Genomic DNA, 24,596 nt, shown 5'->3' on the forward strand with positions numbered 1-24,596 from the left:
TAAGCGCCCTCAAGCCTTGGGGCGGGGCTTGAGAAAGGCCGCAAGGGCCTTCTGGTCCTCGGCAAGCTGGATGCGCATGAGCTGCAGCATGCGCAGCGCAAGCCCCGACAGCGGCTGGCCCGGTGGCAGCACCAGCAGCCCGGCGAAAGAGACATCGAGCGACAGCGGGCGGATGACTAATCCGCGCCGCGCGTACTCCAGCGCCGTGACCGGATTGACGACGCCGATGCCCATTCCGCTCAGCGCCATTTCGCAGACGCTCGCCGCATACGGCGTTTCGACCAGCACGCTCAGGGCGACGTTGCGCTCCGCCAGCCCGCGCTCGAGGCGCCTTCGCGAAGCGTCCTCGGGGTTGAGCGCAAGAAACGGCTCTTCCGCAATCTGCTGCGGCTGAATGGTCCTGGCATTGACCAGGCGGTGCTTCGGATGCATGACCACCACGCCCGGAAAGCGCGCGAATTCGGAGTGCTCCAGGCCCGTGGTCGGCATTTCGTCGGCCATCAGCCCGAAGTCGACCTGGCGCCCCAGCACGGCCTCGTGCACCTCCCGCGAACTGAGCACCTGCAGCGAAATCTGTGGCCGGGCATCGGCGTCCAGACGCTCGGTGACCAGGCGCGACAGCACCCGCGGCACGAAGGTCAGGCCGAAGGCGGGATAGACCGCCATGCGCAGCGTGTTGACGCCGAAGCGCTTCAGGCTGCGCATGCGGTGCTCGATGCTGCTGAGGCCCACGAAAACCCGCTCCACCTCGACCAGCAGCGCCTGCGCTTCGGGTGTTGGATGCAGGCGGCCCCGCAGCCGGCGGAAAAGCGCGAAGCCGGCCGCGTCTTCGAGCCGTTTCAGCGACTGGCTGATGGCAGGTTGTGTGACCCCCAGCAGCGCGGCGGCCTTGCTGGCGGACCCCACCGACATCACCGAACGGAACACCTCGATCTCGCGCAGCAACATATAACAACCACTTATGGAGAAAAAACTTTGAGCGCGATTCAGATTATCTATGCGGTCCTAGAGTTGCGGCTTCAGCCACCCACCTGGAGAAGCGACGTGAAACTTCGAACCGTCATTGCAGTGACCGCACTGGCTTTGGCTGCGCCCTCGTGGGCACATGACCTTTCGGCCGACATCGCCAAGTTCAACGCCGTTGCGGCGACGAAGAAGCTCGACAGCGAAGCGGCCCTGGCCGCGAAGCTCGCATTCGAACGCGCGCAAGCCGAGATGGAGCAATCCGACGTGAGGATGGTGCTGCGCATCCGCTCGATGACCAATGCCGGCCTGCGGGCGCTGGGCGAGCAGCCGGCCTTGCTCACCAGCGAGTACAAGCGCCTCGAAGCGGCGCTGGCCAATCCGAAGACCAACGATCCGGCCAAGGTCGCGGCGGCACGGGAGACCTTTGCGCGGCTGTCGGCGGACATGAAGGTCTACACCGACCTGGAGAACATGGCCGTCGACCAGATGAAGCAAGCCTTGCGGCTCATTGAAACCGCGCCGGCGCAGTGAACTGCAGCCAAGGCACCGACCCCTCTTTCCCATGTTGAATTCCCAGATCCCTGCTCTCGACGCTTCAGCTGCGGGCGCCTTCGCCAGCCTGGCACCGCCGGTATGGCGGGCCTCCACGGTCGTCTTCGATTCGCTCGACGATTTCGTGCACCGGCGCAACCGCCTGCCGGACGGCTTCAGCTACGGAACCACCGGCACGCCCACGCAGCGCGCGCTGGAACTCCGCATTGCCGAACTGGACGGCGCCGCGCACTGCGTTGTCTTCCCTTCGGGCCAGGCGGCCATTTGCAGCGTGCTGCTCGCATTGCTCAAGAAGGGCGACCACCTTCTGATGACTGACGCCGCATACGGTCTCGCCAAATCCTTCGCGGTCGAACGGCTGCAGGCTCTCGGCGTCGAGGTCGAGTTCTACCCGCCGCGCATCGGCTCGGACATCGAGCGGCTCATCCGCCCCAACACGCGGCTGATCTGGCTGGAGTCGCCGGGCACCGTGACGATGGAGGTGGAGGACATACCGGCGATCACCGCCGTGGCCCGCGCCCGCGGCGTGCTGACGGCCATCGACAACACCTGGGCCAGCCCGCTGGGCTTTGCCGCCCTGGCGCATGGCGTGGACCTGTGCGTCCATGCCTGCACCAAGTACATGGGCGGCCATTCGGACGTGCTGATGGGCAGCATCGCGATCCAGGACGAGAACCTGTACCGGTCCTTGCGCGGCCTTCAATCGCAGATGGGGCTGGCGGTGAGCCCGGAGGATTGCTTTCTCGTCGCCCGCGGCCTGGACACGATGCAGGTGCGCATGGAGCGCCAGGCCGGCAGCGCGCAACTGATTGCCGGGCGGCTTGCCGAGCACCCGCTGGTGCGCCGGATGCTCTTTCCCGCGTTGCCCGGAACACCGGACCATGCCCTGTGGGCGCGCGACTTCAAGCAGGCGGGCTGCGTGATGTCGCTGCAGCTCGTGGACGCTCCCTACGACGCCTACCGCGCGATGTTCCGTGAGCTCAGGCATTTTTCCATCGGCGCGAGCTGGGGCGGCGTGCGCAGCATCGCGGCCTTCTATCCCGCGCAAGAGCTGGCCGGGCGCAAATTTTGCGACGTGCACGGCCCGGTCATCCGCCTGTCCATCGGCCTTCAGGACCCGCAGGCGCTGCTCGACGAGCTGCTGGGCGCGCTGAACGCCTTCCAGAAGAGTTCCACCCTTTGATCCAAGACCACCGGAGCCCACGATGATCCTCAAGCCCCTGATTCGCTCCTGTCTCGCCTCTGCCGCACTGGCGCTGTGCGCCGCTGCCGCCGCGCAGCCGCTGGACGGCACGCTCAAGAAGATCAAGGACACTGGCTCCATCACGCTGGCAACCCGCGGCGCGTCCATTCCCTTCAACTACCTGGACGACAACAACAAGCAGGCGGGCTTTGCCTGGGAGATCTCGCAGCGCGTGGTCGAGCAGGTGAAGAAGGACCAGAAGCTCGCCAGGCTGGAGGTCAAGACGCTGGAGGTGACGCCGCAGACGCGCATTCCGCTGGTGGCCAACCAGACGGTCGACCTGGAGTGCAGCTCCACCACGAACAACGCCGAGCGGCAGAACCAGGTGTCGTTCTCCACCACCTTCTTCGTGGTCGGGGCACGGCTGCTCGTGCGCAAGAACTCGGGCATCAAGCACTGGTCCGATCTGGTCGGCAAGAACGTTGTCGTGAGCGCGGGCACCACGGCCGAGCGCATGCTGCGGCAGCTCAACGAGAAGAACAAGTGGGGCATCAACATCATCCTGGCCAAGGACATCAACGAGAATTTCCTGACCGTTGAAACAGGCCGGGCCGTCGCCGCCACGCAGGACGACATCATTCTGTTCAGCAACATCGCGCGAGCCCGCAATCCGTCCGACTGGGAAGTGGTTGGCGTGCCCCAGCAGAAGGAGGCCTACGGCTGCATGCTGCGCAAGGGCGATGCTGCCTTCAAGAAGCTCGTCGACGGCGTGATCACCGGGATGATGCGATCGGGCGAGTTTGCCTCGCTGTACGAGAAGTATTTTCTCAAGCCGATTGCCGTGAAGGGCAGCATCACGGTCAACTTCCCGATGTCGCCCGACATGCAGGAACTCCTGCGCCATCCGAACGACCAGCCGCTGTGAGCGGCAGCGCCCACTCCCGCACGACCGCTTGAAAGCGCCCGCCACTCCGATTGCCCCGCACGATGCACTACACCTGGGATTGGTTGATCTTTTTCAAGCCTTCAGTCACGGGCGAGGGCCTGTACGGCCTGATGCTTCTGCGCGGGTTGTGGTGGACGGTGCTCCTGTCGTTGCTGGCCTGGACGCTGGCGCTGGGCCTCGGCCTGGTGGCCGGTGTCGCAAGGACGCTGCCGAACCGTCCCGCGCGCTACCTGTCCACGGTGTACATCCACTGCTTTCGGAACACGCCGCTGCTGGTCCAGCTGTTTCTCTGGTACTTCGTGGTGCCCGAATTGTTGCCTGTCGATTGGGGCAATGCACTGAAGCAGATGAACCCGACGACGAACCAGTTTCTTACCGTGCTGGTGGGACTCACGCTGTACACGGCCGCGAAGGCGGCCGAACAGGTGAGGGCGGGCATCGAGTCGGTGCCGCGCAGCCAGAAGCAGGCGGCCATGGCGCTCGGCCTGGGGACCGCGGCGGCCTATCGGTACGTGATCCTGCCGCAGGCCCTGCGCATCGTCATTCCGCCGCTGACTTCGGACTTCCTGAACGTGTTCAAGAACTCGGCGGTGGCGCTCACCATCGGGCTCATGGAACTGACGGGGCAGACCCGCCAGCTCAGTGAATTCAGTGCGCATCCGTTCGAGGCCTTCATTGCCGCGACCTTCGTCTACATGGCGATCACCTACGGCGTGATCGTGCTGATGCGCCACATCGAGCGGCGCGCGCGCGTGCCGGGCCTGCTGGGGGCCGCCTGATGGGATACGACTTCGACTGGGTCTCCCTGCAGCGCGCCTGGCCCTACTTGGCGCAGGGCCTGCAGATGACGGCCTTCCTCGTGGTGGCCGCCATGGCGGCGGGCGTCGGAGTGGGCACCTTGCTGGCGATCACGCGGATCTTTGCGCCGCGTCCCGTTGCGGCCCTCGTGGCCGGCTACGTGAACCTGTTCCGTTCGATTCCGCTGATCCTCACGATTCTCTGGATCTACTTTCTGATGCCCGTGGTGCTGCGGACCGCCACCGGGGATCCGAACCTGTCGGTCGGCCCCATCTATGCGGCGCTCGTGGCCTTCGTGCTCGCGGAGTCGGCCTACTATTGCGAGATCATCCGCGCCGGCATCGGCAGTGTCCGCGCGGGACAGATGCAGGCGGCGCAATCGCTTGGCATGACGCCGGGGCAGGCCTTGCGGCACGTGATCCTGCCGCAGGCGTTCCGCAACATGACGCCGTCTCTGATCAACCAGACCATTGCCCTGCTCAAGGACACCTCGCTGGTCTACGTGATCAGCCTGAATGACTTTCTCGGAGCGGCAAGCAAGGTGGGCCAGCGCGATGGGCGCGTGGTGGAGGTCTACCTCCTGGTCGCCGCCGTCTACCTGGTGCTGTGCACGGCAGGGGCGTGGTCGGTCACCTGGCTGCAGCGGCGCAGGGCCGCATCGGCAGCCTGAATGAATGAACCGGCGAACGCACGAAAACCATGACCGGCGTCGCCCGTGCGCCATTTCCACGCCAACCACGCAGGAACTCCCATGACATCCATCAGGACATTGATGCTCGCCAGCACCTTGGCGTTCTCGAATCCCGGCTTCGCACATGGCGACGAGGATCACGGCGCGCCGAGCGGGCCGGTTCGCAAGGAACAGAAAGATTGGGGCATTGCGGGCGATGCGGGCAGCGCAACCCGGAAGCTCGAGTTCAGGATGGCCGACAGCATGCGCTTCGCCCCCGACCGCATCCAGGTGAAGCAGGGCGAGACGGTGAGGCTTTCGATCCGGAACGACGGGCAGGTCATGCACGAGTTCGTGCTCGGCACGAAGAAGGAACTCGACGAGCACGCGGCGCTGATGATGAAGTTCCCTGGCATGGAGCATTCCGAGCCCTACATGGCGCACGTCCCGCCCGGCAAGACCGGGGAAATCGTCTGGACCTTCAACCGGGCCGGGGACTTCGATTTCGCCTGCCTCATCGCGGGCCACTACCAGGCCGGCATGGCGGGCAAGGTCAAGGTCGTCACCGCTTCGGGGTCCTGACGTCCCGCCCCTGCTGGCAGCTAAGCCCCAGACAATGTCCGGTCACGGACGCTTGCGCATAATTGACGCAAGCTATGACTCTCACCGAACTCAAATACATCGTCGCAGTAGCCCGCGAACGGCACTTCGGCAAGGCGGCCGAGGCCTGCTACGTCTCCCAACCCACTCTCTCGGTGGCCATCAAGAAGCTCGAGGACGAACTCGAGGTCAAGCTCTTCGAGCGCAGCGCGGGCGAAGTCACCGTCACGCCCCTCGGCGAGCAGATCGTGCAGCAGGCGCAGAGCGTGCTCGACCAGGCCGCCAGCATCAAGGAAATCGCCAAGCGCGGAAAAGACCCGCTGGCCGGCCCGCTGAACCTCGGCGTGATCTACACCATCGGCCCGTACCTGCTGCCCGACCTGGTGCGCCAGGTGATTGCGCGCACGCCGCAGATGCCGCTGGTGCTGCAGGAGAACTTCACCGCCAAGCTGCTCGAGATGCTGCGTGCCGGCGAGATCGACTGCGCGATCATGGCCGAGCCCTTCCCCGACACCGGCCTGGCCATGGCGCCGCTCTACGACGAGCCCTTCATGGCCGCGCTGCCCACGAAGCACAAGCTGGCCGACCGCGAATCGGTCACTTCGGAAGAGCTGCAGAACGAAACCATGCTGCTGCTGGGCACCGGCCATTGCTTTCGCGACCACGTGCTCGAGGTCTGTCCCGAATTCGCGCGCTTCTCGAGCAATGCCGAGGGCATCCGCAAGAGCTTCGAGGGCTCGTCGCTCGAGACCATCAAGCACATGGTGGCCTCGGGCATGGGCGTGACGCTGGTGCCGCGCCTGTCGGTGCCGGCCGAAGCGCTCAAGCCCAAGGTCAAAGGGCGCAAGGAGCCCGAGCAGATGGTGCGCTACCTGCCGGTGCGCGACGCGCACGACCGCGATCCGCCGACGCGGCGCGTGGTGCTGGCCTGGCGCCGCACCTTCACCCGCTACGAGGCGATCGCGGCCTTGCGCAACGCGATCTATGCGTGCGAACTGCCGGGTGTCAAACGGCTGTCGTAGAAATACGCGAACTTGGCCTACGCGGCAGCCGTTCGAATTCATTCATCACCGGGATAGAGTGGCGCTGTTGCGAAGCCGCGGGTCGGCTTTCAGAATAACGGTGTGTTCAGCAAAACCTGAAGAAAGAGTTTCCAGCCATGGCCAAAGCATCGAAGAAAGCATCGTCGTCCGGCAAGGTGCCCAAGAAGGGCGGCACCGTGGTGGCGCAGGAATCCGGCAGCCGCAATGCGCCCCTCATCAACATCGGCATCGAGCGCCAGGACCGCGCCGCCATTGCCGAGGGCCTGAGCCGCGTGCTGGCCGACACCTACACGCTCTACCTCACGACCCACAACTTCCACTGGAACGTGACGGGGCCGCACTTCAACTCGCTGCATGCGATGTTCATGGGCCAGTACACCGAACTCTGGGGCGCCACCGACGTGCTCGCGGAACGCATCCGCGCGCTGGGCCACTATGCGCCGGGCTCCTATGCCGAGTTCAGCAAGATCGCCACCGTGCCCGACGTGCCCCAGACCCCGCCCAAGGCGATGGAAATGGTGCGCATCCTGGTCAAGGGCCACGAAACCGTGTCGCGCATCGCGCGCGAATTCATCCCCGTGGCCGAGGAAGCCGGCGACGACCCGACGGCCGACATGCTGACTGCGCGCTGCACCGTGCACGACCAGACGGCCTGGATGCTGCGCTCGCTGCTCGAGGACTGATCGCCCGGGCCCGGGAACCCAGGAGCGGCACAATGGCCGCTCTTTTTTTGCCTGCCGCATGCTCGCCCGCCGTTTTGCGCTCTATCTCGACCTGATCCGCTGGAACCGTCCCGCCGGCTGGCTGCTGCTGCTGTGGCCCACGCTGGGCGCGCTCTGGTTTGCGGCCGAGGGCTGGCCGGGCTGGCACCTGCTGGCCGTCTTCGTGCTGGGCACCATCCTGATGCGCAGCGCGGGCTGCTGCGTCAACGACGTGGCCGACCGCGACTTCGACCGCCATGTGAAGCGGACCGCCCAGCGGCCGGTGACCAGCGGCGCGGTGTCGGTCAGGGAGGCGCTCGTGCTGGGCGCCGTGCTGGCGCTCTTGGCCTTCGGGCTGGTGCTCACGACCAACCGGCTCACCATCCTGTGGTCGTTCGCGGCGCTGGCCATCACGCTGGCCTATCCCTTCGCCAAGCGCTTCGTGTCGGTTCCTCAGGCGGTGCTCGGCGTTGCCTTCAGCTTCGGCATCCCGATGGCTTTTGCGGCGGTGCAAGCCGCCGTGCCGGTGTTCGCTGCCTGGCTGCTGGCCGGCAACCTGTTCTGGGTGCTGGCCTACGACACCGAGTACGCAATGGTCGACCGCGACGACGACCTGAAGATCGGCATGAAGACCTCGGCCATCACCTTCGGCCGCTTCGACGTGGCGGCGGTGATGCTGAGCTACGCGATCTTCCTGGCGGTCTGGACCTGGGCCGGCGCGAGCCGCTCGCTGGGTGCCCCGTTCTTCGCGGGAATCGCCGCGGCCGCGGGACAGGCGGCCTGGCACTGGCGGCTGATCCGCGGGCGCACGCGCGACGGCTGCTTCAAGGCCTTCCGGCTGAACCACTGGCTCGGCTTCGCGGTGTTCGCCGGCATCGTGGCCGGCTATGCCATCCGGTAGACAGAGAGGACACGCACATGCTCGATCGCCTGACACAGAAGATCGGCCAGGAAGGCCTGTCCGGATGGCACCTCATCACGCAGGAGATGGTCGACCGCTACGCGGCGCTGTCGGGCGACGGCGAGGGCGAATGGATCCACCTCGATCCGGAGCGCGCCGCACGCGAGGCGGACTACGGCGGAACGATCGTGCCGGGCTTCTTCCAGGTGTCGCACCTGATAAAGCTGACCGGCGAGGCCATGCGGACGCTGCTGCCCTTCGATGCGAATCACGCGTTGAACTACGGATTCGACCGCTTGCGCTTCGTCAGGCCGATGCCGGTCGGCGCGCGCTTCCGGGCGCGTGTGCGCGTTCTCGAGGTGGCGTCCAAGCCCGGCGGCAGCTTCCTGCTCAAGGAGGCGGTGCTGCTCGAGCTCGAGGACGGCACCGTCACGCTGGCGGCCGAGTGGCTGCTCTTCCTCGGGCCGCGCGCGTTGCCGGCCTGACGCGCTTCAGGCGCGGCCGAATTCCTCGCCCAGCTCGGCGGCGCGTTTCTGCGCCGCGCGGATGGCGGCCTTGAACTTCGCCTTGACGTCGGCACCCTCGAGCGACGTGATCGCCGCATGGGTGGTGCCACCCTTGGAGGTCACGCGTTCGCGCAGCACCGAGGGCGGCTCGGTGGCGCTGTGCGCGAGCGCCGAGGCGCCGCTGAAGGTGCCGATGGCCAGCCGCTGCGCCTGCTCGAGCGGCAGGCCCATCTCGACGCCGGCTTCGGTCATCGCCTCGATGAAATAGAACACGTAGGCCGGGCCGGAGCCGGACAGGGCTGTCACCGCATCGAGCGCGGCTTCGTCGCCGACCCAGAGCAGCTCGCCGGTCGGTGCCAGCAGCTGTCCGACCAGCGCGCGGTCGGCGGCGTCCACCGCGGCCCGCGCAAAAAGGCCCGTCATGCCCTGGCCCACCAGCGCCGGCGTGTTGGGCATGGCACGCACCACGCGCTCGCTGCCGAGCCAGCGCGCAATGCTGCCCGACGGAATGCCGGCCGCCACGCTCAGGTGCAGTGCGTTTTCTGCGAACGCGCGCACCGGTTGGGCGGCTTGTGCGAAAGTCTGCGGCTTGACCGCCCACACAACCACCGAGCAGCGCGAAAGGGCATCGCCGGCCTCGGCGTGGGCGGCAATGCCGAAGGCTTGCGCAAGCTTGGTGCGCGCCTCCTCGAAGGGCTCGACCACCTCGAAGGTGCCGGCGGGCGTGCCCTGCTTGATGAGGCCGCCGATGATGGCGCTGGCCATGTTGCCGCCGCCGATGAAGGCGATCGGAGGCAGCGGCGGCGGTGCGGTGCGGGGCAGGAAGGTGACGGCGATGGTCATGGTCGGTCGGTGTATTCGAATGCCGCGAACTGGGTTGTCTGCAGCGGGTTGAAATTGTCGTCGCTCACCACCACCAGCGTGCGCTTGCCGTCCGGCAGTGGCGGTCCCCAGCACATGCCCTCGGTGTTGTCGAGGTGCGAAAGGCCGAGCGTGGCGAAGTCGGCGACCAGGTCCTTGGCGGCCGCGCGTTGGTTGCCCGGGGCGAGCGTGTCCACGTCCAGCACGTCGGAGGCGTCGCGGGTGTCGATCTCGTAGAGGCGCAGCGAGTTGCCGGCGCCGGTGGCATAGGCGCGCTCCAGCACCAGCATGCGGTCGGCATCGAGCATCAGGATCTCGCTGATGCCGTTGTCGGCATGGCTGCCGGGAACGAGCGGCCGCAGCGGGATCGCATCGGGAACATAGGCAATCTGGCGCGTGGCCCGGCCGGTCTCCAGCTCGATCCGGGTCAGCCGGCAGGGGCCGCCCGCCGCGCGCGTGGTGGGCACCGGGCCATCCTGGATCAGCGCGTTCTCCATCGCGAGCCAGGCGTGCCGGCCGTCGGGTGTCAGCGCCAGGCCCTCGAAGCCCAGGTTGTCGCGCGGGCCGCGGCGCTGCGCCGGATCGGGGTTGAACATGGCCGGCAGCGCGAACTCGCGCAGCAGGCGGCCATCGCGCGCCGACTCGTACAGGGCCGGGCCGAACCCCCGCCCGACATCGCCTTCGCTCGTCCAGAGCAGGGTGCCGGCGCCGGGCCGCAGGCGCAACGCTTCGGGGTCCGGAACCGGGGTGCCGGGCTCGGCGCGGCGCCGCGCGGGCCAGGGGCCGCCGCCCGGGCGTTGCAGCTGCACGACACTCCGGGGTTCGGGCGGCTGGACCCACGGAGGCGCCCACTGCACCATATAGAAGCGCGCGGGATTCAGGTCTGACCGATCATCACTGAGCAGCAGGTACTCACTTCTTTCGACGTCGTAATCGATGCCCGAGAGGCCGCCGGCGGTCGTGCCCTGTATATTCAGCCGGTGCGGCCAGTGCGCCTCGGCCAGGCGGCGCAGCCGCTGCGGCCCCGCCGGCGGAAGGGCCGGACTGCGGCAGCCGCCCAATCCCAGCCCTGCGAGCCCCGCCGCCATGGCGCCCGCGCCCGCCAGCAGCCGGCGGCGCATGGGCGATGTGGGGCCTGGATCGAAGGTGCGCACACCGCCAAGTCTAGTTCCAGTCCATTTCGATCTCAGAAGGCAGTTGACATGCCTTGGCCTGCGTGCAACAATCGCAGGCTTCGCTTCAAAAAAGGCGAAGCTTTCAGCCCAAAGCGGAAGTGCCTCGAGTGGTTCGAGGTGCGGACGACGGGCCCAAGACTGACCGCAGCGTTTCCCTCCCGGAGGCGCATCGGTACAAGTTGGGAACTACTAGCAATGATCCAAACTGAATCCCGGCTCGAAGTGGCCGACAACACAGGCGCGAAGTCCGTCCTGTGTATCAAGGTGCTCGGTGGCTCCAAGCGGCGTTATGCCAGCGTGGGCGACGTCATCAAGGTGAGCATCAAGGAAGCCGCTCCGCGTGGTCGCGTCAAAAAGGGCGAGATCTACAGCGCAGTGGTGGTCCGCACCGCCAAGGGCATCCGTCGCGCCGACGGTTCGCTCGTCAAATTCGATGGCAACGCAGCCGTGTTGCTCAACGCCAAGCTGGAGCCGATCGGCACCCGCATCTTCGGACCGGTGACGCGCGAGCTGCGCACCGAAAAGTTCATGAAGATCGTGTCGCTGGCCCCCGAAGTTCTCTAAGGACAACAACGCCATGAACAAGATTCGCAAAGGCGACCAGGTCATCGTGTTGGCCGGGCGCGACAAAGGCAAGCGCGGCACCGTCTCGCTGCGCAAGGATGATTCGCACCTCGTCGTCGAGGGCGTGAACATCGTCAAGAAGCACGCCAAGCCGAACCCCCTCAAGGGTACGACCGGCGGCATCGTCGAGAAGACCATGCCCATCCACCAATCCAACGTGGCGATCTTCAATGCCGCGACCGGCAAGGCCGATCGCGTGGGCATCAAGATCACCCAGGGTGCTGACGGCAAGCGCGTGGCTGTTCGCGTCTTCAAGTCCAGCGGCGACGAAATCAAGTTCGCCTAAGAGGTACTCACATGGCACGTCTCCAACAACACTATCGCGAAAAGATCGCGAAAGACCTGACGGAAAAGTTCGGCTACAAGTCGCCGATGCAGGTCCCCCGCCTCACCAAGATCACGCTCAACATGGGCGTGGGTGAAGCTGTCGCCGACAAGAAGGTCCTCGACAACGCAGTTGCCGACCTGACCAAGATCGCCGGCCAGAAGCCCGTGGTCACCAAGTCGAAGAAGGCCATCGCCGGTTTCAAGATCCGCGAAAACCAGCCGATCGGCTGCATGGTCACGCTGCGTGGCGTGCAGATGTATGAGTTCCTGGACCGTTTCGTGACCATCGCGCTGCCGCGTGTTCGCGACTTCCGCGGCATTTCCGGCCGTGCGTTCGACGGCCGTGGCAACTACAACATCGGCGTCAAGGAACAGATCATTTTCCCCGAGATCGAATACGACAAGGTCGATGCCCTGCGCGGTCTCAACATCAGCATCACGACGACGGCCAAGACCGACGAAGAAGCCAAGGCGCTTCTCGCTGGTTTCCGTTTCCCGTTCAAGAACTGAGGCGCACCGTGGCTAAACAATCCCTGATCCAACGCGAACTCAAGCGCGACAAGCTGGTCGCCAAGTACGCTGCGAAGCACGCGGAACTGAAGGCAATTTCCAACGACCTGAAGAAGAGCGACGAAGAGCGCGCTGCCGCCCGCCTGGGCCTGCAGAAGCTGCCGCGCAACGCGAACCCCACGCGCCAGCGCAACCGTTGCGAAATCACCGGTCGCCCCCGTGGCACCTTCCGTCAATTCGGTCTGGCCCGCGCCAAGATCCGCGAACTGGCCTTCAATGGCGACATCCCCGGTGTCACCAAGGCCAGCTGGTAAGCCAGGCAGGAGCAAACAACATGAGCATGAGTGATCCCATTGCCGACCTGCTGACGCGTATCCGTAACGCGCAGATGGTGGCGAAGCCCACTGTGTCGGTCCCGTCTTCCAAGGTGAAGATCGCGATCTCGCAGGTCCTGAAGGACGAGGGCTATATCGACGGTTTCCAGGTCAAGACCGAAGACGGCAAGTCCGAACTCGTCATTACCCTGAAATACTACGCTGGCCGCCCGGTCATCGAGCGCATCGAGCGCGTGAGCCGCCCCGGCCTGCGCGTCTACAAGGCCAGTGCTTCCATTCCGCAAGTCCAGAACGGCCTCGGCGTCGCGATCGTCACGACCCCCAAGGGCGTGATGACCGACCGCAAGGCGCGCGCTACCGGTGTCGGTGGCGAAGTGCTGTGCTACGTCGCCTAACCGAGACATCGAGGAGTAACTGAAATGTCCCGAGTAGGAAAAATGCCGATCACCATCCCCGCAGGCGTGGATGTGTCGATCAAGGAAGACCAGATCAGCGTCAAGGGCACGGGCGGCACGCTCAACCTTGCGCGCAATCCCCTGGTCAAGGTCGTCAGCAACGACGGCAAGCTGAATTTCGAGCCCGCCAACGAGTCGCGTGAAGCGAACGCGATGAGCGGCACGATCCGTCAGCTGGTGAACAACATGGTGGTTGGCGTGACCAAGGGCTTCGAGAAGAAGCTCAACCTGGTCGGCGTCGGCTACAAGGCTGCAGCGTCCAACAACAAGTTGAACCTGCAAGTCGGCTATTCGCACCCGGTCAACATCGACATGCCGCAAGGCATCACGGTGGCCACTGCGACCCCGACCGAAATCGTGATCAAGGGTGCTGACCGTCAGCGCGTTGGTCAAATCGCCGCTGAGATCCGCGCTGTTCGTCCGCCTGAGCCCTACAAGGGCAAGGGCATCCGTTATTCGGACGAGAAGATCGTGATCAAAGAGACCAAGAAGAAGTAAGGGGCAGCAAAATGATGTTGACCAAAAAAGCACAGCGTCTTCGCCGCTCGCGCCAGACCCGCATCCGCATCGCGACGCAGGGTGTGGCCCGTCTGACGGTGAACCGCACCAACCTGCACATCTATGCCACCGTCATCTCCGACGACGGCACCAAGGTGATCGCCACCGCATCGACGGCCGAAGCCGAAGTGCGCGCTGCGCTCGGCGGTTCGGGCAAGGGCGGCAATGCTGCCGCTGCAACGGCCATCGGCAAGCGCATCGCTGAAAAGGCGAAGGCTGCCGGCGTCGAGAAGGTCGCCTTCGACCGCGCTGGTTTCGCGTACCACGGCCGCGTGAAGGCGCTGGCCGACGCTGCCCGCGAAGCCGGCCTGCAGTTCTAAACGGACACGAGATTCAAAATGGCAAAGATTCAAGCAAGAACGCAGAACGAAGGCCCTGAAGACGGTTTGCGCGAGAAGATGATCGCGATCAACCGCGTCACCAAGGTGGTGAAGGGTGGTCGTATCCTCGGTTTCGCAGCACTCACCGTCGTGGGCGACGGCGATGGCCGCGTCGGCATGGGCAAGGGCAAGTCCAAGGAAGTGCCCGCTGCAGTGCAGAAGGCGATGGAAGAAGCCCGTCGCAACCTGGCCAAGATCTCGATCAAGAACGGTACGCTGCATCACCGCGTGACGGGTCACCATGGCGCCGCTTCGGTCGTCATGATCCCCGCCCCGAAGGGTACCGGCATCATCGCCGGCGGCCCGATGCGCGCCGTGTTCGAAGTCATGGGCATCACCGACATCGTGGCCAAGAGCCACGGTTCGTCGAACCCCTACAACATGGTTCGCGCCACGCTCGACGGGTTGAAGAACTCGACGACCGCGTCCGAAGTGGCTGCCAAGCGCGGCCTGACCGTCGAAGAAATCTTCGCCTGAGCGCAAGCTCTCGCAAGGCTGAAGGAAGCATTCAAATGACGACGCAACAACAAACCCTCAAGGTGCAATTGGTCAAGAGCCCGATTGGCACCAAGGAATCGCATCGCGCGACCGTGCGTGGCCTCGGCCTGCGCAAGCTCAACAGCGTGAGCGAGCTGCAGGACACCCCGGCGGTGCGCGGCATGATCAACAAGATCAGTTATCTGGTCAAAGTTCTGTAAGAGAGACTGATATGGAACTCAATGGCATCAAGCCGGCAGCTGGCGCCAAGCACGCCAAGCGCCGTGTCGGCCGCGGTATCGGCTCCGGCATCGGCAAGACCGCGGGCCGCGGTCACAAGGGTCAGAAGTCGCGTGCAGGCGGTTTCCACAAGGTCGGCTTCGAAGGCGGTCAAATGCCGCTGCAGCGCCGCCTGCCCAAGCGTGGCTTCAAGTCGCACCTGCTGAAGTTCAACGCCGAAGTCACGCTGACTGCCCTCGAGCAGCTCGGCCTGGCCGAAGTGGACGTCCTGGCACTCAAGCAAGCCGGCCTCGTGGGCCAGCTCGCCAAGGTCGTCAAGGTCGTCAAGACCGGTGAACTCACCAAGGCCGTCAAGCTGACGGGCGTGGGTGCAACTGCTGGTGCCAAGGCTGCGATCGAAGCAGCCGGCGGCAGCGTCGCCTGATCACACTGGACTGAAAGAAGTTCTTCGTGGCAACTAACGCGGCAACGATCGCAAAGACAGGCAAGTTCGGCGACCTGCGTCGCCGGCTCGTCTTCTTGCTGCTCGCGCTCGTGGTCTATCGGATCGGCGCGCACATTCCTGTGCCGGGCATCAACCCGGACCAGCTGGCGGCGTTGTTCCAGGGCCAGCAGGGCGGCATCCTGAGCCTGTTCAACATGTTCTCGGGCGGGGCGCTGTCGCGCTTCACCGTGTTCGCGTTGGGGATCATGCCGTACATCTCGGCGTCGATCATCATGCAGCTGATGACCTACGTGCTTCCGACCTTCGAGCAATTGAAGAAGGAAGGCGAGGCCGGCCGCCGCAAGATCACGCAGTACACGCGCTATGGCGCGCTCGGCCTGGCCCTGTTCCAGTCGTTCAGCATTGCAGTGGCGCTCGAGTCCTCGGCCGGCCTGGTCATCTCGCCCGGTTTCGGCTTCCGCCTGACCGCCATGGTGAGCCTCACGGCAGGTTCGATGTTCCTGATGTGGCTCGGCGAGCAGATCACCGAACGCGGCCTGGGCAACGGCATCTCGATCCTGATCTTTGCAGGTATCGCGGCCGGCCTGCCCAATGCCATCGGCGGCCTCGCTTCGCTGGTGACGACCGGTGCGATGAACCCGATCATTGCGCTGTTCATCATCGCGATCGTGGTGCTGGTCACCTACTTCGTGGTGTTCGTCGAACGCGGCCAGCGCAAGATCCTCGTGAACTATGCGCGGCGCCAGGTCGGCAACAAGGTCTATGGCGGCCAGTCGTCGCACCTGCCCCTGAAGCTGAACATGGCCGGTGTGATTCCGCCGATCTTCGCCTCTTCGATCATCCTGCTGCCGGCAACGGTGGTCGGCTGGTTCAGCACCGGCGAAGGTGGTTTCGGCTGGATCAAGGACATTGCCGGCGCACTGCGTCCGGGCGAGCCGATCTACGTGCTGCTGTACGCTGCCGCGATCGTTTTCTTCTGCTTCTTCTACACGGCGCTCGTGTTCAACAGCAAGGAAACGGCCGACAACCTGAAGAAGAGCGGCGCATTCATTCCGGGCATTCGTCCGGGTGACCAGACCGCTCGCTATATCGACAAGATTCTGGTTCGCCTGACGTTGGCCGGCGCGGTGTACATCACCTTCGTCTGCCTGCTGCCCGAGTTCCTGATCCTGAAGTACAACGTGCCGTTCTACTTCGGTGGTACCTCCCTGCTGATCATCGTGGTCGTCACGATGGACTTCATGGCCCAGGTGCAAAACTACATGATGTCCCAGCAGTACGAATCGCTGCTGAAGAAGGCCAACTTCAAGACATCGTAGGGCTGTGTTGCAGTATTGAGTTCGGGCGGTAGACCGCCACGTTAAACAGTTTTAGGAGAATGAAATGAGAGTTTCGGCTTCGGTCAAAACCATCTGCCGTAATTGCAAGGTCATCCGCCGTAAAGGTGTGGTGCGTGTGATTTGCACCGACCCGCGCCACAAGCAGCGCCAGGGTTGATTGAAGAGTATTAGAGGACGCACATGGCACGTATTGCTGGCATCAACATTCCGCCGCACAAGCACGCTGAAATCGGCCTGACCGCCATCTTCGGCATCGGTCGCACCCGCGCCCGTCAAATCTGCGAAGCGAGCGGCATCGAATATTCGAAGAAGATCAAGGACCTGACCGACGCCGATCTCGAAAAGATCCGCGACCAGATCGCCTTGTTCACCATCGAAGGCGATCTGCGTCGCGAGACGACGATGAACATCAAGCGTTTGATGGACATCGGCTGCTATCGCGGCTTCCGTCACCGTCGCGGCCTGCCGATGCGCGGCCAGCGCACGCGCACCAACGCCCGCACCCGCAAGGGTCCGCGCAAGGCTGCGCAGTCCCTGAAGAAATAAGGATAGACCAGCATGGCTAAAGCACCTGCAAACAACGCCGCACAGCGCGTTCGCAAGAAGGTTCGCAAGAACGTTGCGGACGGCATCGCCCACGTGCATGCCTCGTTCAACAACACCATCATCACGATCACCGATCGCCAGGGCAACGCCCTGTCGTGGGCTTCGTCGGGTGGCCAGGGCTTCAAGGGCTCGCGCAAGTCGACGCCGTTCGCTGCGCAGGTGGCTTCCGAAGTGGCCGGCCGTGCTGCTGTCGAACAAGGCATCAAGAACCTCGACGTCGAGATCAAGGGCCCCGGCCCCGGTCGCGAATCGTCGGTGCGCGCACTGGCTGCGCTCGGCATCCGGATCAATTCCATTGCCGACGTGACGCCCGTTCCGCACAACGGCTGCCGTCCCCAGAAGCGTCGCCGCATCTGATCGTCAGTCCGCAAGGCGCAGCCGGCTTTTGAGCGGCTGCGCATTTGTTTTTTTACTAAGCCCACCGCCATCCGCGTCCTCGCCGATGGCTCCCGCAGGCAACTGCGGCAGATGACACAAAGGAAAAATCGTGGCACGCTATCTCGGCCCCAAGGCCAAACTTTCCCGCCGTGAAGGCACCGACCTGTTCCTCAAGAGCGCCCGCCGCTCCATCCAGGACAAGGCCAAGTTCGATTCCAAGCCCGGCCAGCATGGCCGCACTTCGGGTCAGCGCACGTCGGACTACGGCCTGCAGCTGCGCGAAAAGCAGAAGGTCAAGCGCATGTACGGCGTGCTCGAGAAGCAGTTCCGCCGCTACTTCGAGGAAGCCGACCGCCGCCGTGGCAACACCGGTGCCAACCTGCTGTTCATCCTCGAATCGCGCCTGGACAACGTGGTCTACCGCATGGGCTTCGGCTCGACGCGCGCCGAGGCACGCCAGCTCGTGTCGCACAAGGCGATCACGGTGAATGGCCAGTCGGTCAACATCCCGTCGTACCTGGTCAAGACCGGCGACGTGATCGCCGTTCGCGACAAGTCGAAGAAGCAGACCCGCATTGCCGAAGCGCTCCAACTCGCCCAGCAAGTCGGTATCCCGGCCTGGGTCGAAGTGAACGCCGACAAGGCCGAAGGTACCTTCAAGAAGGTGCCCGATCGCGACGAATTCGCAGCCGACATCAACGAATCGCTGATCGTCGAACTGTACTCGCGCTAACCAGACGACAACGGGCCGCGCTTCGCGGCCCGATTTTGATTTTTTTGTTCCCATCGGGAGGCACTCCCGACGGGTGCTTCACCAGCCTTACCGGTGTAACGAGCCGGGGGTATTGAGAGGAAGTCTGCATGCAAACCACCCTGCTGAAACCCAAGACCATCCAGGTCGAGCAACTTGCCGCCAACAAGGCCAAGGTCACGCTCGAGCCTTTCGAGCGCGGCTACGGCCACACGCTCGGCAACGCGCTGCGCCGCGTTCTGCTGTCGTCGATGGTCGGTTATTCGGCCACTGAAGTCACGATCGCCGGCGTTCTGCACGAGTACTCGTCGATCGACGGCGTGCAGGAAGATGTCGTCAACATCCTGCTGAATCTCAAGGGCGTGGTGTTCAAGCTCCACAACCGCGACGAAGTCACGCTGAGCCTGCGCAAGGACGGCGAAGGCCCGGTGCTGGCATCGGACATCCAGACCCCGCACGACGTCGAGATCATCAACCCCGACCACGTGATCGCGCACCTGTCGCAAGGCGGCAAGCTCGACATGCAGATCAAGGTCGAAAAGGGCCGCGGCTACGTGCCCGGCACGATGCGCCGCTACGCCGACGAGCCGACCAAGTCGATCGGCCGCATCGTCCTGGACGCCTCGTTCTCGCCCGTCAAGCGCGTGAGCTACACGGTCGAAAGCGCCCGTGTCGAACAGCGCACTGACCTGGACAAGCTGCTGGTCGAAATCGAAACCAACGGTGCGATCACCGCCGAAGACGCTGTGCGCGCCTCGGCTAAAATCCTGGTTGAACAGCTGGCTGTGTTCGCCCAGCTCGAAGGCGGCGAACTGGCTGCATTCGATGCACCGGCACCGCGCAGCGCACAGCAATTCGATCCGATCCTGCTGCGCCCTGTCGACGAGCTCGAACTCACCGTGCGTTCGGCCAACTGCCTGAAGGCCGAAAACATCTACTACATCGGTGACCTGATCCAGCGCACCGAGAACGAGCTGCTCAAGACCCCGAACCTGGGTCGCAAGTCGCTCAACGAAATCAAGGAAGTGCTTGCCTCGCGCGGCCTGACCTTGGGCATGAAGCTTGAAAGCTGGCCGCCGGCCGGCCTCGACAAGCGTTGATTTTTTGAAGAAGTGGGCCCACGAGGGCCCGTGCACCGGGCAGTACCTGATACGGCTGCCTGTTTAATAAAGTAAAGGAAAGCACCATGCGTCACGGACACGGACTCCGCAAACTCAACCGCACCAGCTCGCACCGCCTTGCGATGCTGCAGAACATGATGAATTCGCTCATCGAGCACGAAGTCATCAAGACCACGGTCCCCAAGGCCAAGGAACTGCGCCGCGTCATCGAACCGATGATCACGCTCGCCAAGAAGCCCACGGTTGCCAACAAGCGCCTGGCCTTCGACCGCCTGCGCGACCGCGACAGCGTCGTCAAGCTCTTCGGCGAACTCGGCCCGCGCTTCGCAGCGCGTCCGGGCGGCTACACCCGCATCCTGAAGATGGGTTTCCGCGTTGGCGACAATGCACCCATGGCACTGGTCGAACTGGTCGACCGTCCTGAAATTAAAGAAGAAGCCGCCGAGCAAGGCGCTGCTGAATAAGGTATAATTCCATCTTGCCGCGCGATGGAGCAGCCTGGTAGCTCGTTGGGCTCATAACCCAAAGGTCGCAAGTTCAAATCTTGCTCGCGCAACCAATTTAAAAGGCCCTTTGAAATTCAAAGGGCCTTTTTTCTTTGGCCGATGAGGATCTTCGGATCGGCAGATCCCTGCCTCCATGAAAAATGCCCTCGCAATGAGGGCATTCTTGTTTGTGGCCGGCGGCGGCTTATCGCAGGTATTCCGTAAGCAATGATCGACTTCTGGAACGCCAACTGCGCGTCGGCCTTGCGCAGCCTCTCGCGAAGCTCCAGCGGGCCCAGCGTGTCGATGTCGTCGGAGATCACGGACAGTGATCGACCGCACAAAGACTTTGCCCTCGAAGTTTCGATGTCGTCCTGCGACCGCCGCGTCCAGGCTACCGAAACCGAAAAATTCCTCCCGATCGCAGAGCGAGCCCACACGACCGCCGCATAAATTTCCTCACGGCTCCATCAAGCGGAAGACCTCCGCTGTCGATACCCGTTCGAGGCTTTCTCGGTGTTCGGCATGCCGAACACCGAGAGAAAGCTACGGACGGAGAGGTGAATTCGGCACGTGGGGAATTCGGGGCGAGCCATCGGATGGGCATCCGCGTCACCCGCGCAGCGCGGCAGGGCCGCCAAGAACAGCCTACTCTCGCAGCGTGAACACCACCGACAGGTAAGAGACCGGCTGGGTCTGAATGGCCTCGATCCCATGCAGTGCGGTCGCATCGAACAGCAGCGAGTCCCCTGCCCTCACCTCCACAGTCCTGCCGCCATAGCGGTAGCTGACCTCCCCGGACAGGAAGTACAGGAACTTGAGGCCCGGGTGCTGGAAGGTCACGTAGGGGTCGGCGCCAGGCAGCAACGTGACCAGGTACGGCTCGACGAACAGGTTGCCCGACAGGAGGTGACCCAGCAGTTCGTAGCGGTAGTCTGAAACCGCGCCGACGCGATCAACCACAACACCCTGCCCAGCGCGCACGTGGCAAAAGTCCGTGCGCCGAGCCTGGTCCCCGAAGAAGCGCGATGTCGGCACGCCCAGACCATTCGCGAGTCGCTCCAGCGTCTCTACCGAAGGTGAGACCAGCCCGCGCTCGATGCGCGAGAGCATCGAGGCAGAAATCCCCGAGGCCTTCGCCAGCACCCCACCCGACATCTCCGCCGCCATGCGAAGTGCTCTCACCTGTGCACCGATGCGTGCCGCGGACAGGCTGCGCACGACAGGTGCGGGTTGCCTCGACCGAGTGCGCGTGATCGATGCCGGCAGCTTCGGCGAGCGCCCGGTAGGAAACGGAGACGGAAGCCGGACATTTCGCATGAACAGAGACCCCTAGCAGAAGCCGTAGGTCTGCCGATTGTGACTCAAACACGGCTGACGCAAAAGCAGCTTTCTCGAAGACTTCCCCTGTGAAAAGTTCTAGGAATTCTTCGAAGCAACCCGAAGCCTCGGCAAGGGAAGTGCTTGCGTTGAATTTGATCCGGCAGCGCGGATTAAGGGGATGGTCGCAAGAGGCACTGGCGTTCGAGGCAGGGCTGCATCGGACCTTTGTCGCTCACGTTGAACGTCAAGCTCGCAACATTTCACTCGACAATCTTGAGCGTCTCGCTTTGGCATTGGAGCTCAGGCCGTATCAACTTCTCGAAGAATAAAAGCCGTCGCTTTTGCGACGGCGATCATCGAAATTCGCCCTACGTGAAGCGCGCACCAAGGCTCACGACGCCCACGGAGAATCTCAAGCACCGCTCACTCCAAGTACGAAGAGGTGAAAAGAGGCGCCGACGCGCCTCTGTGACCGCACTCGGCCATCGAGGCCACGCGGTTCGCTCCCACCGCGGTGTCGTCGCTGTTCCCGATCGAATGCAAACCCGGTCGCCAACTGTTCGCCGCACGGTAGCCCTGCAAGTCAGAGACAGCTAAGCAGCACAGCGGAAACGGACTGTCGTTTGGCGAAGCTAGACCTCCGAGTTCGGCCAGTTCCGGACCTTCGACAGCGGCCCCGATTTCGAATTCCAAAGACGCGGCAACGGGCAGAACGCTTACGCAAACAGCATGGAGGACGGCACTTGCGAGAAGACATAACCCTGAATATCCCGTACGACCTGTCCGAGCAAGAGCGGGCAAAGGTTTCGACCGTCAACGAGTCGATGGATGGTTGGTTGGGGAATAAGAATGGGACGGCTTGGTACGGGCAGGAGGGCGACGCCCGCTACATGTGGGCCTCAGTCGAACCCAGCGGTATCCAGTTCTGCGGCGAAGTAGAAACGCCCGTCTGGATTGGATGGCTCACGGTACTGTGCGCGAGAATGAGTCTTGCCCTCGGACGCGAGGTTCACGACGTCTGTGCTTGATGGCGGCAGGACGTCGTAGCGCCGCCATCGGACGAGGCTGTGTGAAAACGCTTCATCGATCGTCTCACTCAAAATAAAACCTGCCAACCCGTTTGAGCGAGGTGTGAATCGCCCGGATTCCCTAGGCACTTTTGAGTCGTTGGAAATGGCGTCGTTCTGACTCTACAGGTGATAGGTCGCCGGCAGGCAGTGTTGTGGCGCCGCTTTGGGTCGTAGAACATCTCGATGTAGTTGAAGACGTCGGCTCTAGCTTGATCGCGGGTCGGGTAGATCTGGCGGTGTTCCGTCAGTCCGGAATGACCGCCGTGACCTCGATCTCGACCTTGGCGCGGTGCTCGACCAGCGCCGCCACCTGCACGCAGGTCATGGCCGGGAAATTGCGCCCCATGGCATCGCGGTACACCGGGCCGAGTTCGCCGAGCCGGCGGCTGTATTCGTCGCGGTCGGTCACGTACCAGGTCATGCGCACCATGTGCTCGGGGCCGGCACCGGCCTCACGCAGCACTGCGGCGATGTTGCGCAGCGCCAGGCCGCACTGCTCGATGAAGTCGTCCGACTCGAACTGCTGCTGCGCATTCCAGCCGATCTGGCCGCCGACGAACACCATGGTGCCGCGCGCAGCCACGCCATTCGCATAGCCCTTGGGGGGCAACCAGCCTGGAGGCTGCAAGAGTTTGTTCATCATGATGTGGTGTCGTCGTTGAATTGTCTCAGTTTGAATCGCTGGAGCTTGCCGGTCTCGGTGCGCGGCAGCACCGTCACGAACTCGATCTCCCGCGGGTATTTGAACGGTGCGATGGTGGCCTTCACATGGTCCTGCAGCGCCTTGACGAGCGCCGCATCGCCTTCATGGCCGGGCTTCAGCACGCAGAAGGCCTTCACGATCATGCCGCGGTCGGCATCGGGCTTGCCGATCACGCCGCACTCGGCCACGGCCGGGTGCTTGAGCAGCGCGTCCTCGACCTCGGGCCCACCGACGTTGTAGCCAGCCGTGATGATCATGTCGTCGGCGCGCGCCTGGTAGAAGAAGTAGCCGTGGTCGTCCTGCACGAACGAATCGCCGGGGTAGTTCCAGCCGTTCTTCACGTAGTCGGCCTGGCGCGGATCGTCGAGGTAGCGGCAGCCCACGGGGCCCTGCAGCGCCAGCTTGCCGATGGTGCCGCGCGGCACTTCGTTGCCCTGGTCGTCCACCACCTTGGCGGTGAAGCCGGGCACCACCTTGCCGACCGCGCCGCGGCGCACCTGGTCGCCGGCGGCCGAGATGTAGATGTGGAACACCTCGGTGCCGCCGATGCCGTCGAGCATCTCGATGCCGGAGGCTTCCTTCCACAGCTGGCGCGTGGCGTCGGGCAGCGCCTCGCCCGCGCTCACACAGATGCGCAGGCTCGGCACGCCGTGCTGCCGCACGAAGGGCGCCATCTGGCGATAGAAGGTGGGCGCCGTGTAGCAGATGGTCGCGCCGACCTCGTTGATGAGCTTCACCAGGCCCTCGGGCGTGAACGGCGCATCGGCAAAGTACACCGAGGCGCCGGCCCACATCGGGAACAACAGCAGCCCGCCGAGCCCGAAAGTGAAAGCCAGCGGCGGCGAGCCGATCACGATGTCGTCGCTGCGCGCCTGCAGCACATGCCGGGGCCAGGTGTTGCACATTGCGAGCACGTCGCGGTGCGTGGTGACCGGTGCCTTGGGCTTGCCCGTGGTGCCGGAGGTGAAGGCGAGCAGGGCGATGTCGTCCGACGCCGTGGGGCAGGCGGTGAACACGCCGCTCTTGCCGGCCGCGCGCGCCGACAGCGAATCGGGCGCATCGGGCTGGTTGAACGCGATCACCGATGCGAGCACGGGATGCTCCCGCTGCGCCAGCACGAGTTCGTCGAGCAGGCGTCCGTCGCACAGCGCCGCCACGGGACGCGCCTTCTCGACGATCTCGCCGAGCTCCTTGGCGCGCAGCAGCGGCATGGTGGCGACGGCGATCAACCCGGCCTTGACCACCGCGAGCCACGACAGCGCCATGGCCACCGAGTTGCCGCCGCGCAGCAGCACGCGGTTGCCGGGCACGAGGCCGAGGTCTTCGGTCAGCACCTGCGCGATGCGGTTGACTTCGACGGCGGCCTGCGAATAGGTCAGCGTGCCGGCGGGCGAACGCAGCATCGGCTTGTCGCCGAAGCCCTTGGCGGGCGCCTTGTCCAGGAGCTCCTCCACGAGGTTCAGCTGATCGGGCAACTGCAGCTCCGGGAGGTCGTAGCGGAAGACCGGCAGCTGCTCGGCGGGCGGCAGGCGGTCGTGAACGAAGCGGTCGACTTGGGCAGACACG

Annotated in this window: 36 protein-coding genes, 1 tRNA gene and 1 pseudogene; 30 read left to right on the forward strand and 8 right to left on the reverse strand. The window is 64.2% G+C overall.

All coding sequences use genetic code 11. The features are described from left to right. Positions 1-9 precede the first annotated feature (9 nt). Positions 10-948 carry a LysR substrate-binding domain-containing protein gene (locus IB278_RS21950; protein ID WP_145739310.1) on the reverse strand — a complete coding sequence of 313 codons (939 nt, stop codon included), beginning with the start codon at positions 946-948 and terminating at the stop codon, positions 10-12. 96 nt (positions 949-1,044) lie between these two features. Here IB278_RS21950 and IB278_RS21955 point away from each other — a divergent pair, with 96 nt between their 5' ends. From IB278_RS21955 to IB278_RS22000, 10 genes are all read left to right on the forward strand, one after another. Next, positions 1,045-1,497 (forward strand): hypothetical protein, encoded by a 453-nt coding sequence (locus tag IB278_RS21955; RefSeq protein ID WP_145739312.1) that lies wholly within the window; start codon positions 1,045-1,047, stop codon positions 1,495-1,497. A gap of 31 nt (positions 1,498-1,528) precedes the next feature. Further along, positions 1,529-2,701: a trans-sulfuration enzyme family protein gene (locus IB278_RS21960; protein ID WP_192325416.1), complete on the forward strand. Its 1,173-nt coding sequence runs from the start codon at positions 1,529-1,531 to the stop codon at positions 2,699-2,701. Positions 2,702-2,723: 22 nt separating this feature from the next. After that, positions 2,724-3,626, forward strand: coding sequence for a transporter substrate-binding domain-containing protein (locus IB278_RS21965; protein ID WP_192325418.1), 903 nt, complete (start codon positions 2,724-2,726; stop codon positions 3,624-3,626). Positions 3,627-3,688: 62 nt separating this feature from the next. Then, complete coding sequence (locus IB278_RS21970) at positions 3,689-4,426, forward strand: amino acid ABC transporter permease (RefSeq protein WP_145739318.1); 738 nt, start codon at positions 3,689-3,691, stop codon at positions 4,424-4,426. After that, the gene (locus IB278_RS21975; RefSeq protein WP_145739320.1) at positions 4,426-5,115 is read left to right on the forward strand and encodes an amino acid ABC transporter permease; all 690 of its coding nucleotides are present in this window, start codon (positions 4,426-4,428) and stop codon (positions 5,113-5,115) included. The genes IB278_RS21970 and IB278_RS21975 overlap by 1 nt, the downstream gene beginning before the upstream one ends. Before the next feature lie 81 nt (positions 5,116-5,196). Then, positions 5,197-5,697: a plastocyanin/azurin family copper-binding protein gene (locus tag IB278_RS21980; protein ID WP_145739322.1), complete on the forward strand. Its 501-nt coding sequence runs from the start codon at positions 5,197-5,199 to the stop codon at positions 5,695-5,697. A 74-nt stretch (positions 5,698-5,771) separates the two neighbouring features. Further along, on the forward strand, positions 5,772-6,737 hold the full coding sequence (locus IB278_RS21985) for a LysR substrate-binding domain-containing protein (RefSeq protein ID WP_145739324.1): 966 nt from the start codon (positions 5,772-5,774) through the stop codon (positions 6,735-6,737). Between the two features lie 137 nt (positions 6,738-6,874). Continuing rightward, positions 6,875-7,441, forward strand: a complete 567-nt coding sequence (locus tag IB278_RS21990) for a Dps family protein (protein WP_145739326.1) — start codon at positions 6,875-6,877, stop codon at positions 7,439-7,441. A 58-nt stretch (positions 7,442-7,499) separates the two neighbouring features. Next, entirely contained in the window at positions 7,500-8,360 is an 861-nt protein-coding gene (gene ubiA / locus IB278_RS21995) for a 4-hydroxybenzoate octaprenyltransferase (protein ID WP_192325420.1), read from the forward strand. Positions 8,361-8,377: 17 nt separating this feature from the next. Continuing rightward, the gene (locus IB278_RS22000) at positions 8,378-8,845 is read left to right on the forward strand and encodes a MaoC/PaaZ C-terminal domain-containing protein (RefSeq protein ID WP_192325421.1); all 468 of its coding nucleotides are present in this window, start codon (positions 8,378-8,380) and stop codon (positions 8,843-8,845) included. Positions 8,846-8,851: 6 nt separating this feature from the next. Here the strand turns inward: IB278_RS22000 and proC are convergent, their stop codons facing one another. After that, positions 8,852-9,709 (reverse strand): pyrroline-5-carboxylate reductase, encoded by an 858-nt coding sequence (proC, locus tag IB278_RS22005; protein WP_192325423.1) that lies wholly within the window; start codon positions 9,707-9,709, stop codon positions 8,852-8,854. Beyond that, the gene (locus IB278_RS22010) at positions 9,706-10,848 is read right to left on the reverse strand and encodes an esterase-like activity of phytase family protein (RefSeq protein WP_192325425.1); all 1,143 of its coding nucleotides are present in this window, start codon (positions 10,846-10,848) and stop codon (positions 9,706-9,708) included. The genes proC and IB278_RS22010 overlap by 4 nt, the downstream gene beginning before the upstream one ends. A gap of 249 nt (positions 10,849-11,097) precedes the next feature. Here IB278_RS22010 and rplN point away from each other — a divergent pair, with 249 nt between their 5' ends. From rplN to IB278_RS22100, 18 genes are all read left to right on the forward strand, one after another. After that, entirely contained in the window at positions 11,098-11,466 is a 369-nt protein-coding gene (rplN, locus tag IB278_RS22015) for a 50S ribosomal protein L14 (RefSeq protein WP_009124801.1), read from the forward strand. A 13-nt stretch (positions 11,467-11,479) separates the two neighbouring features. Then, positions 11,480-11,812 carry a 50S ribosomal protein L24 gene (rplX, locus tag IB278_RS22020; RefSeq protein WP_015867799.1) on the forward strand — a complete coding sequence of 111 codons (333 nt, stop codon included), beginning with the start codon at positions 11,480-11,482 and terminating at the stop codon, positions 11,810-11,812. Between the two features lie 11 nt (positions 11,813-11,823). Then, the gene (gene rplE, locus IB278_RS22025) at positions 11,824-12,363 is read left to right on the forward strand and encodes a 50S ribosomal protein L5 (protein ID WP_013544114.1); all 540 of its coding nucleotides are present in this window, start codon (positions 11,824-11,826) and stop codon (positions 12,361-12,363) included. 8 nt (positions 12,364-12,371) lie between these two features. After that, positions 12,372-12,677, forward strand: coding sequence for a 30S ribosomal protein S14 (gene rpsN / locus IB278_RS22030; RefSeq protein WP_015867798.1), 306 nt, complete (start codon positions 12,372-12,374; stop codon positions 12,675-12,677). Positions 12,678-12,697: 20 nt separating this feature from the next. After that, positions 12,698-13,093, forward strand: coding sequence for a 30S ribosomal protein S8 (gene rpsH / locus IB278_RS22035; protein WP_021012928.1), 396 nt, complete (start codon positions 12,698-12,700; stop codon positions 13,091-13,093). 24 nt (positions 13,094-13,117) lie between these two features. Further along, positions 13,118-13,651, forward strand: a complete 534-nt coding sequence (rplF, locus tag IB278_RS22040; protein ID WP_013544111.1) for a 50S ribosomal protein L6 — start codon at positions 13,118-13,120, stop codon at positions 13,649-13,651. Between the two features lie 14 nt (positions 13,652-13,665). Next, the gene (gene rplR, locus IB278_RS22045; protein WP_021012927.1) at positions 13,666-14,031 is read left to right on the forward strand and encodes a 50S ribosomal protein L18; all 366 of its coding nucleotides are present in this window, start codon (positions 13,666-13,668) and stop codon (positions 14,029-14,031) included. An 18-nt stretch (positions 14,032-14,049) separates the two neighbouring features. After that, the gene (gene rpsE, locus IB278_RS22050; RefSeq protein ID WP_124959016.1) at positions 14,050-14,568 is read left to right on the forward strand and encodes a 30S ribosomal protein S5; all 519 of its coding nucleotides are present in this window, start codon (positions 14,050-14,052) and stop codon (positions 14,566-14,568) included. A gap of 35 nt (positions 14,569-14,603) precedes the next feature. After that, a complete protein-coding gene (rpmD, locus tag IB278_RS22055) occupies positions 14,604-14,789 on the forward strand; it encodes a 50S ribosomal protein L30 (protein ID WP_009124818.1) in 186 nt (61 codons plus the stop codon). An 11-nt stretch (positions 14,790-14,800) separates the two neighbouring features. Then, positions 14,801-15,232: a 50S ribosomal protein L15 gene (gene rplO / locus IB278_RS22060; protein WP_145739337.1), complete on the forward strand. Its 432-nt coding sequence runs from the start codon at positions 14,801-14,803 to the stop codon at positions 15,230-15,232. A 26-nt stretch (positions 15,233-15,258) separates the two neighbouring features. Next, positions 15,259-16,572: a preprotein translocase subunit SecY gene (gene secY, locus IB278_RS22065; protein WP_145739339.1), complete on the forward strand. Its 1,314-nt coding sequence runs from the start codon at positions 15,259-15,261 to the stop codon at positions 16,570-16,572. A 64-nt stretch (positions 16,573-16,636) separates the two neighbouring features. Next, positions 16,637-16,750 carry a 50S ribosomal protein L36 gene (rpmJ, locus tag IB278_RS22070; RefSeq protein WP_013544106.1) on the forward strand — a complete coding sequence of 38 codons (114 nt, stop codon included), beginning with the start codon at positions 16,637-16,639 and terminating at the stop codon, positions 16,748-16,750. Between the two features lie 23 nt (positions 16,751-16,773). After that, entirely contained in the window at positions 16,774-17,139 is a 366-nt protein-coding gene (rpsM, locus tag IB278_RS22075) for a 30S ribosomal protein S13 (RefSeq protein ID WP_013544105.1), read from the forward strand. Between the two features lie 12 nt (positions 17,140-17,151). Then, positions 17,152-17,556 carry a 30S ribosomal protein S11 gene (gene rpsK / locus IB278_RS22080; RefSeq protein WP_009124825.1) on the forward strand — a complete coding sequence of 135 codons (405 nt, stop codon included), beginning with the start codon at positions 17,152-17,154 and terminating at the stop codon, positions 17,554-17,556. Between the two features lie 130 nt (positions 17,557-17,686). Then, positions 17,687-18,310 (forward strand): 30S ribosomal protein S4, encoded by a 624-nt coding sequence (gene rpsD, locus IB278_RS22085; RefSeq protein ID WP_013544104.1) that lies wholly within the window; start codon positions 17,687-17,689, stop codon positions 18,308-18,310. 128 nt (positions 18,311-18,438) lie between these two features. Then, the gene (locus IB278_RS22090; protein WP_009124827.1) at positions 18,439-19,428 is read left to right on the forward strand and encodes a DNA-directed RNA polymerase subunit alpha; all 990 of its coding nucleotides are present in this window, start codon (positions 18,439-18,441) and stop codon (positions 19,426-19,428) included. Positions 19,429-19,514: 86 nt separating this feature from the next. Beyond that, complete coding sequence (gene rplQ / locus IB278_RS22095; RefSeq protein WP_015867792.1) at positions 19,515-19,913, forward strand: 50S ribosomal protein L17; 399 nt, start codon at positions 19,515-19,517, stop codon at positions 19,911-19,913. Between the two features lie 18 nt (positions 19,914-19,931). Next, positions 19,932-20,008 (forward strand) — tRNA-Met (locus tag IB278_RS22100). 21 nt (positions 20,009-20,029) lie between these two features. Here the strand turns inward: IB278_RS22100 and IB278_RS22105 are convergent. Then, positions 20,030-20,257 carry a hypothetical protein gene (locus tag IB278_RS22105; RefSeq protein ID WP_192325427.1) on the reverse strand — a complete coding sequence of 76 codons (228 nt, stop codon included), beginning with the start codon at positions 20,255-20,257 and terminating at the stop codon, positions 20,030-20,032. A 325-nt stretch (positions 20,258-20,582) separates the two neighbouring features. After that, complete coding sequence (locus tag IB278_RS22110; protein WP_192325429.1) at positions 20,583-21,155, reverse strand: helix-turn-helix domain-containing protein; 573 nt, start codon at positions 21,153-21,155, stop codon at positions 20,583-20,585. 239 nt (positions 21,156-21,394) lie between these two features. On the opposite strand from IB278_RS22110, the gene IB278_RS22115 reads away from it, so the two are divergent. Then, on the forward strand, positions 21,395-21,586 hold the full coding sequence (locus IB278_RS22115; RefSeq protein ID WP_309926384.1) for a helix-turn-helix transcriptional regulator: 192 nt from the start codon (positions 21,395-21,397) through the stop codon (positions 21,584-21,586). A 414-nt stretch (positions 21,587-22,000) separates the two neighbouring features. After that, a complete protein-coding gene (locus IB278_RS22120; protein ID WP_192325430.1) occupies positions 22,001-22,285 on the forward strand; it encodes a hypothetical protein in 285 nt (94 codons plus the stop codon). Positions 22,286-22,406: 121 nt separating this feature from the next. Here IB278_RS22120 and IB278_RS22125 read toward each other — a convergent pair. The 3 genes and pseudogenes from IB278_RS22125 to IB278_RS22135 all read right to left on the reverse strand — a co-directional run. Beyond that, positions 22,407-22,563 (reverse strand): annotated as a pseudogene (locus tag IB278_RS22125) (IS3 family transposase); the annotation flags it as partial. A gap of 8 nt (positions 22,564-22,571) precedes the next feature. Beyond that, positions 22,572-22,970 carry a RidA family protein gene (locus tag IB278_RS22130; RefSeq protein ID WP_145739348.1) on the reverse strand — a complete coding sequence of 133 codons (399 nt, stop codon included), beginning with the start codon at positions 22,968-22,970 and terminating at the stop codon, positions 22,572-22,574. Then, complete coding sequence (locus IB278_RS22135; RefSeq protein ID WP_192325433.1) at positions 22,967-24,595, reverse strand: AMP-binding protein; 1,629 nt, start codon at positions 24,593-24,595, stop codon at positions 22,967-22,969. The genes IB278_RS22130 and IB278_RS22135 overlap by 4 nt, the downstream gene beginning before the upstream one ends. Position 24,596: the final 1 nt, after the last annotated feature.

The organism is Variovorax sp. VRV01 (assembly GCF_014852545.1).
In the GTDB taxonomy this organism is placed as follows: Bacteria; Pseudomonadota; Gammaproteobacteria; order Burkholderiales; family Burkholderiaceae_C; genus Variovorax; species Variovorax beijingensis_A.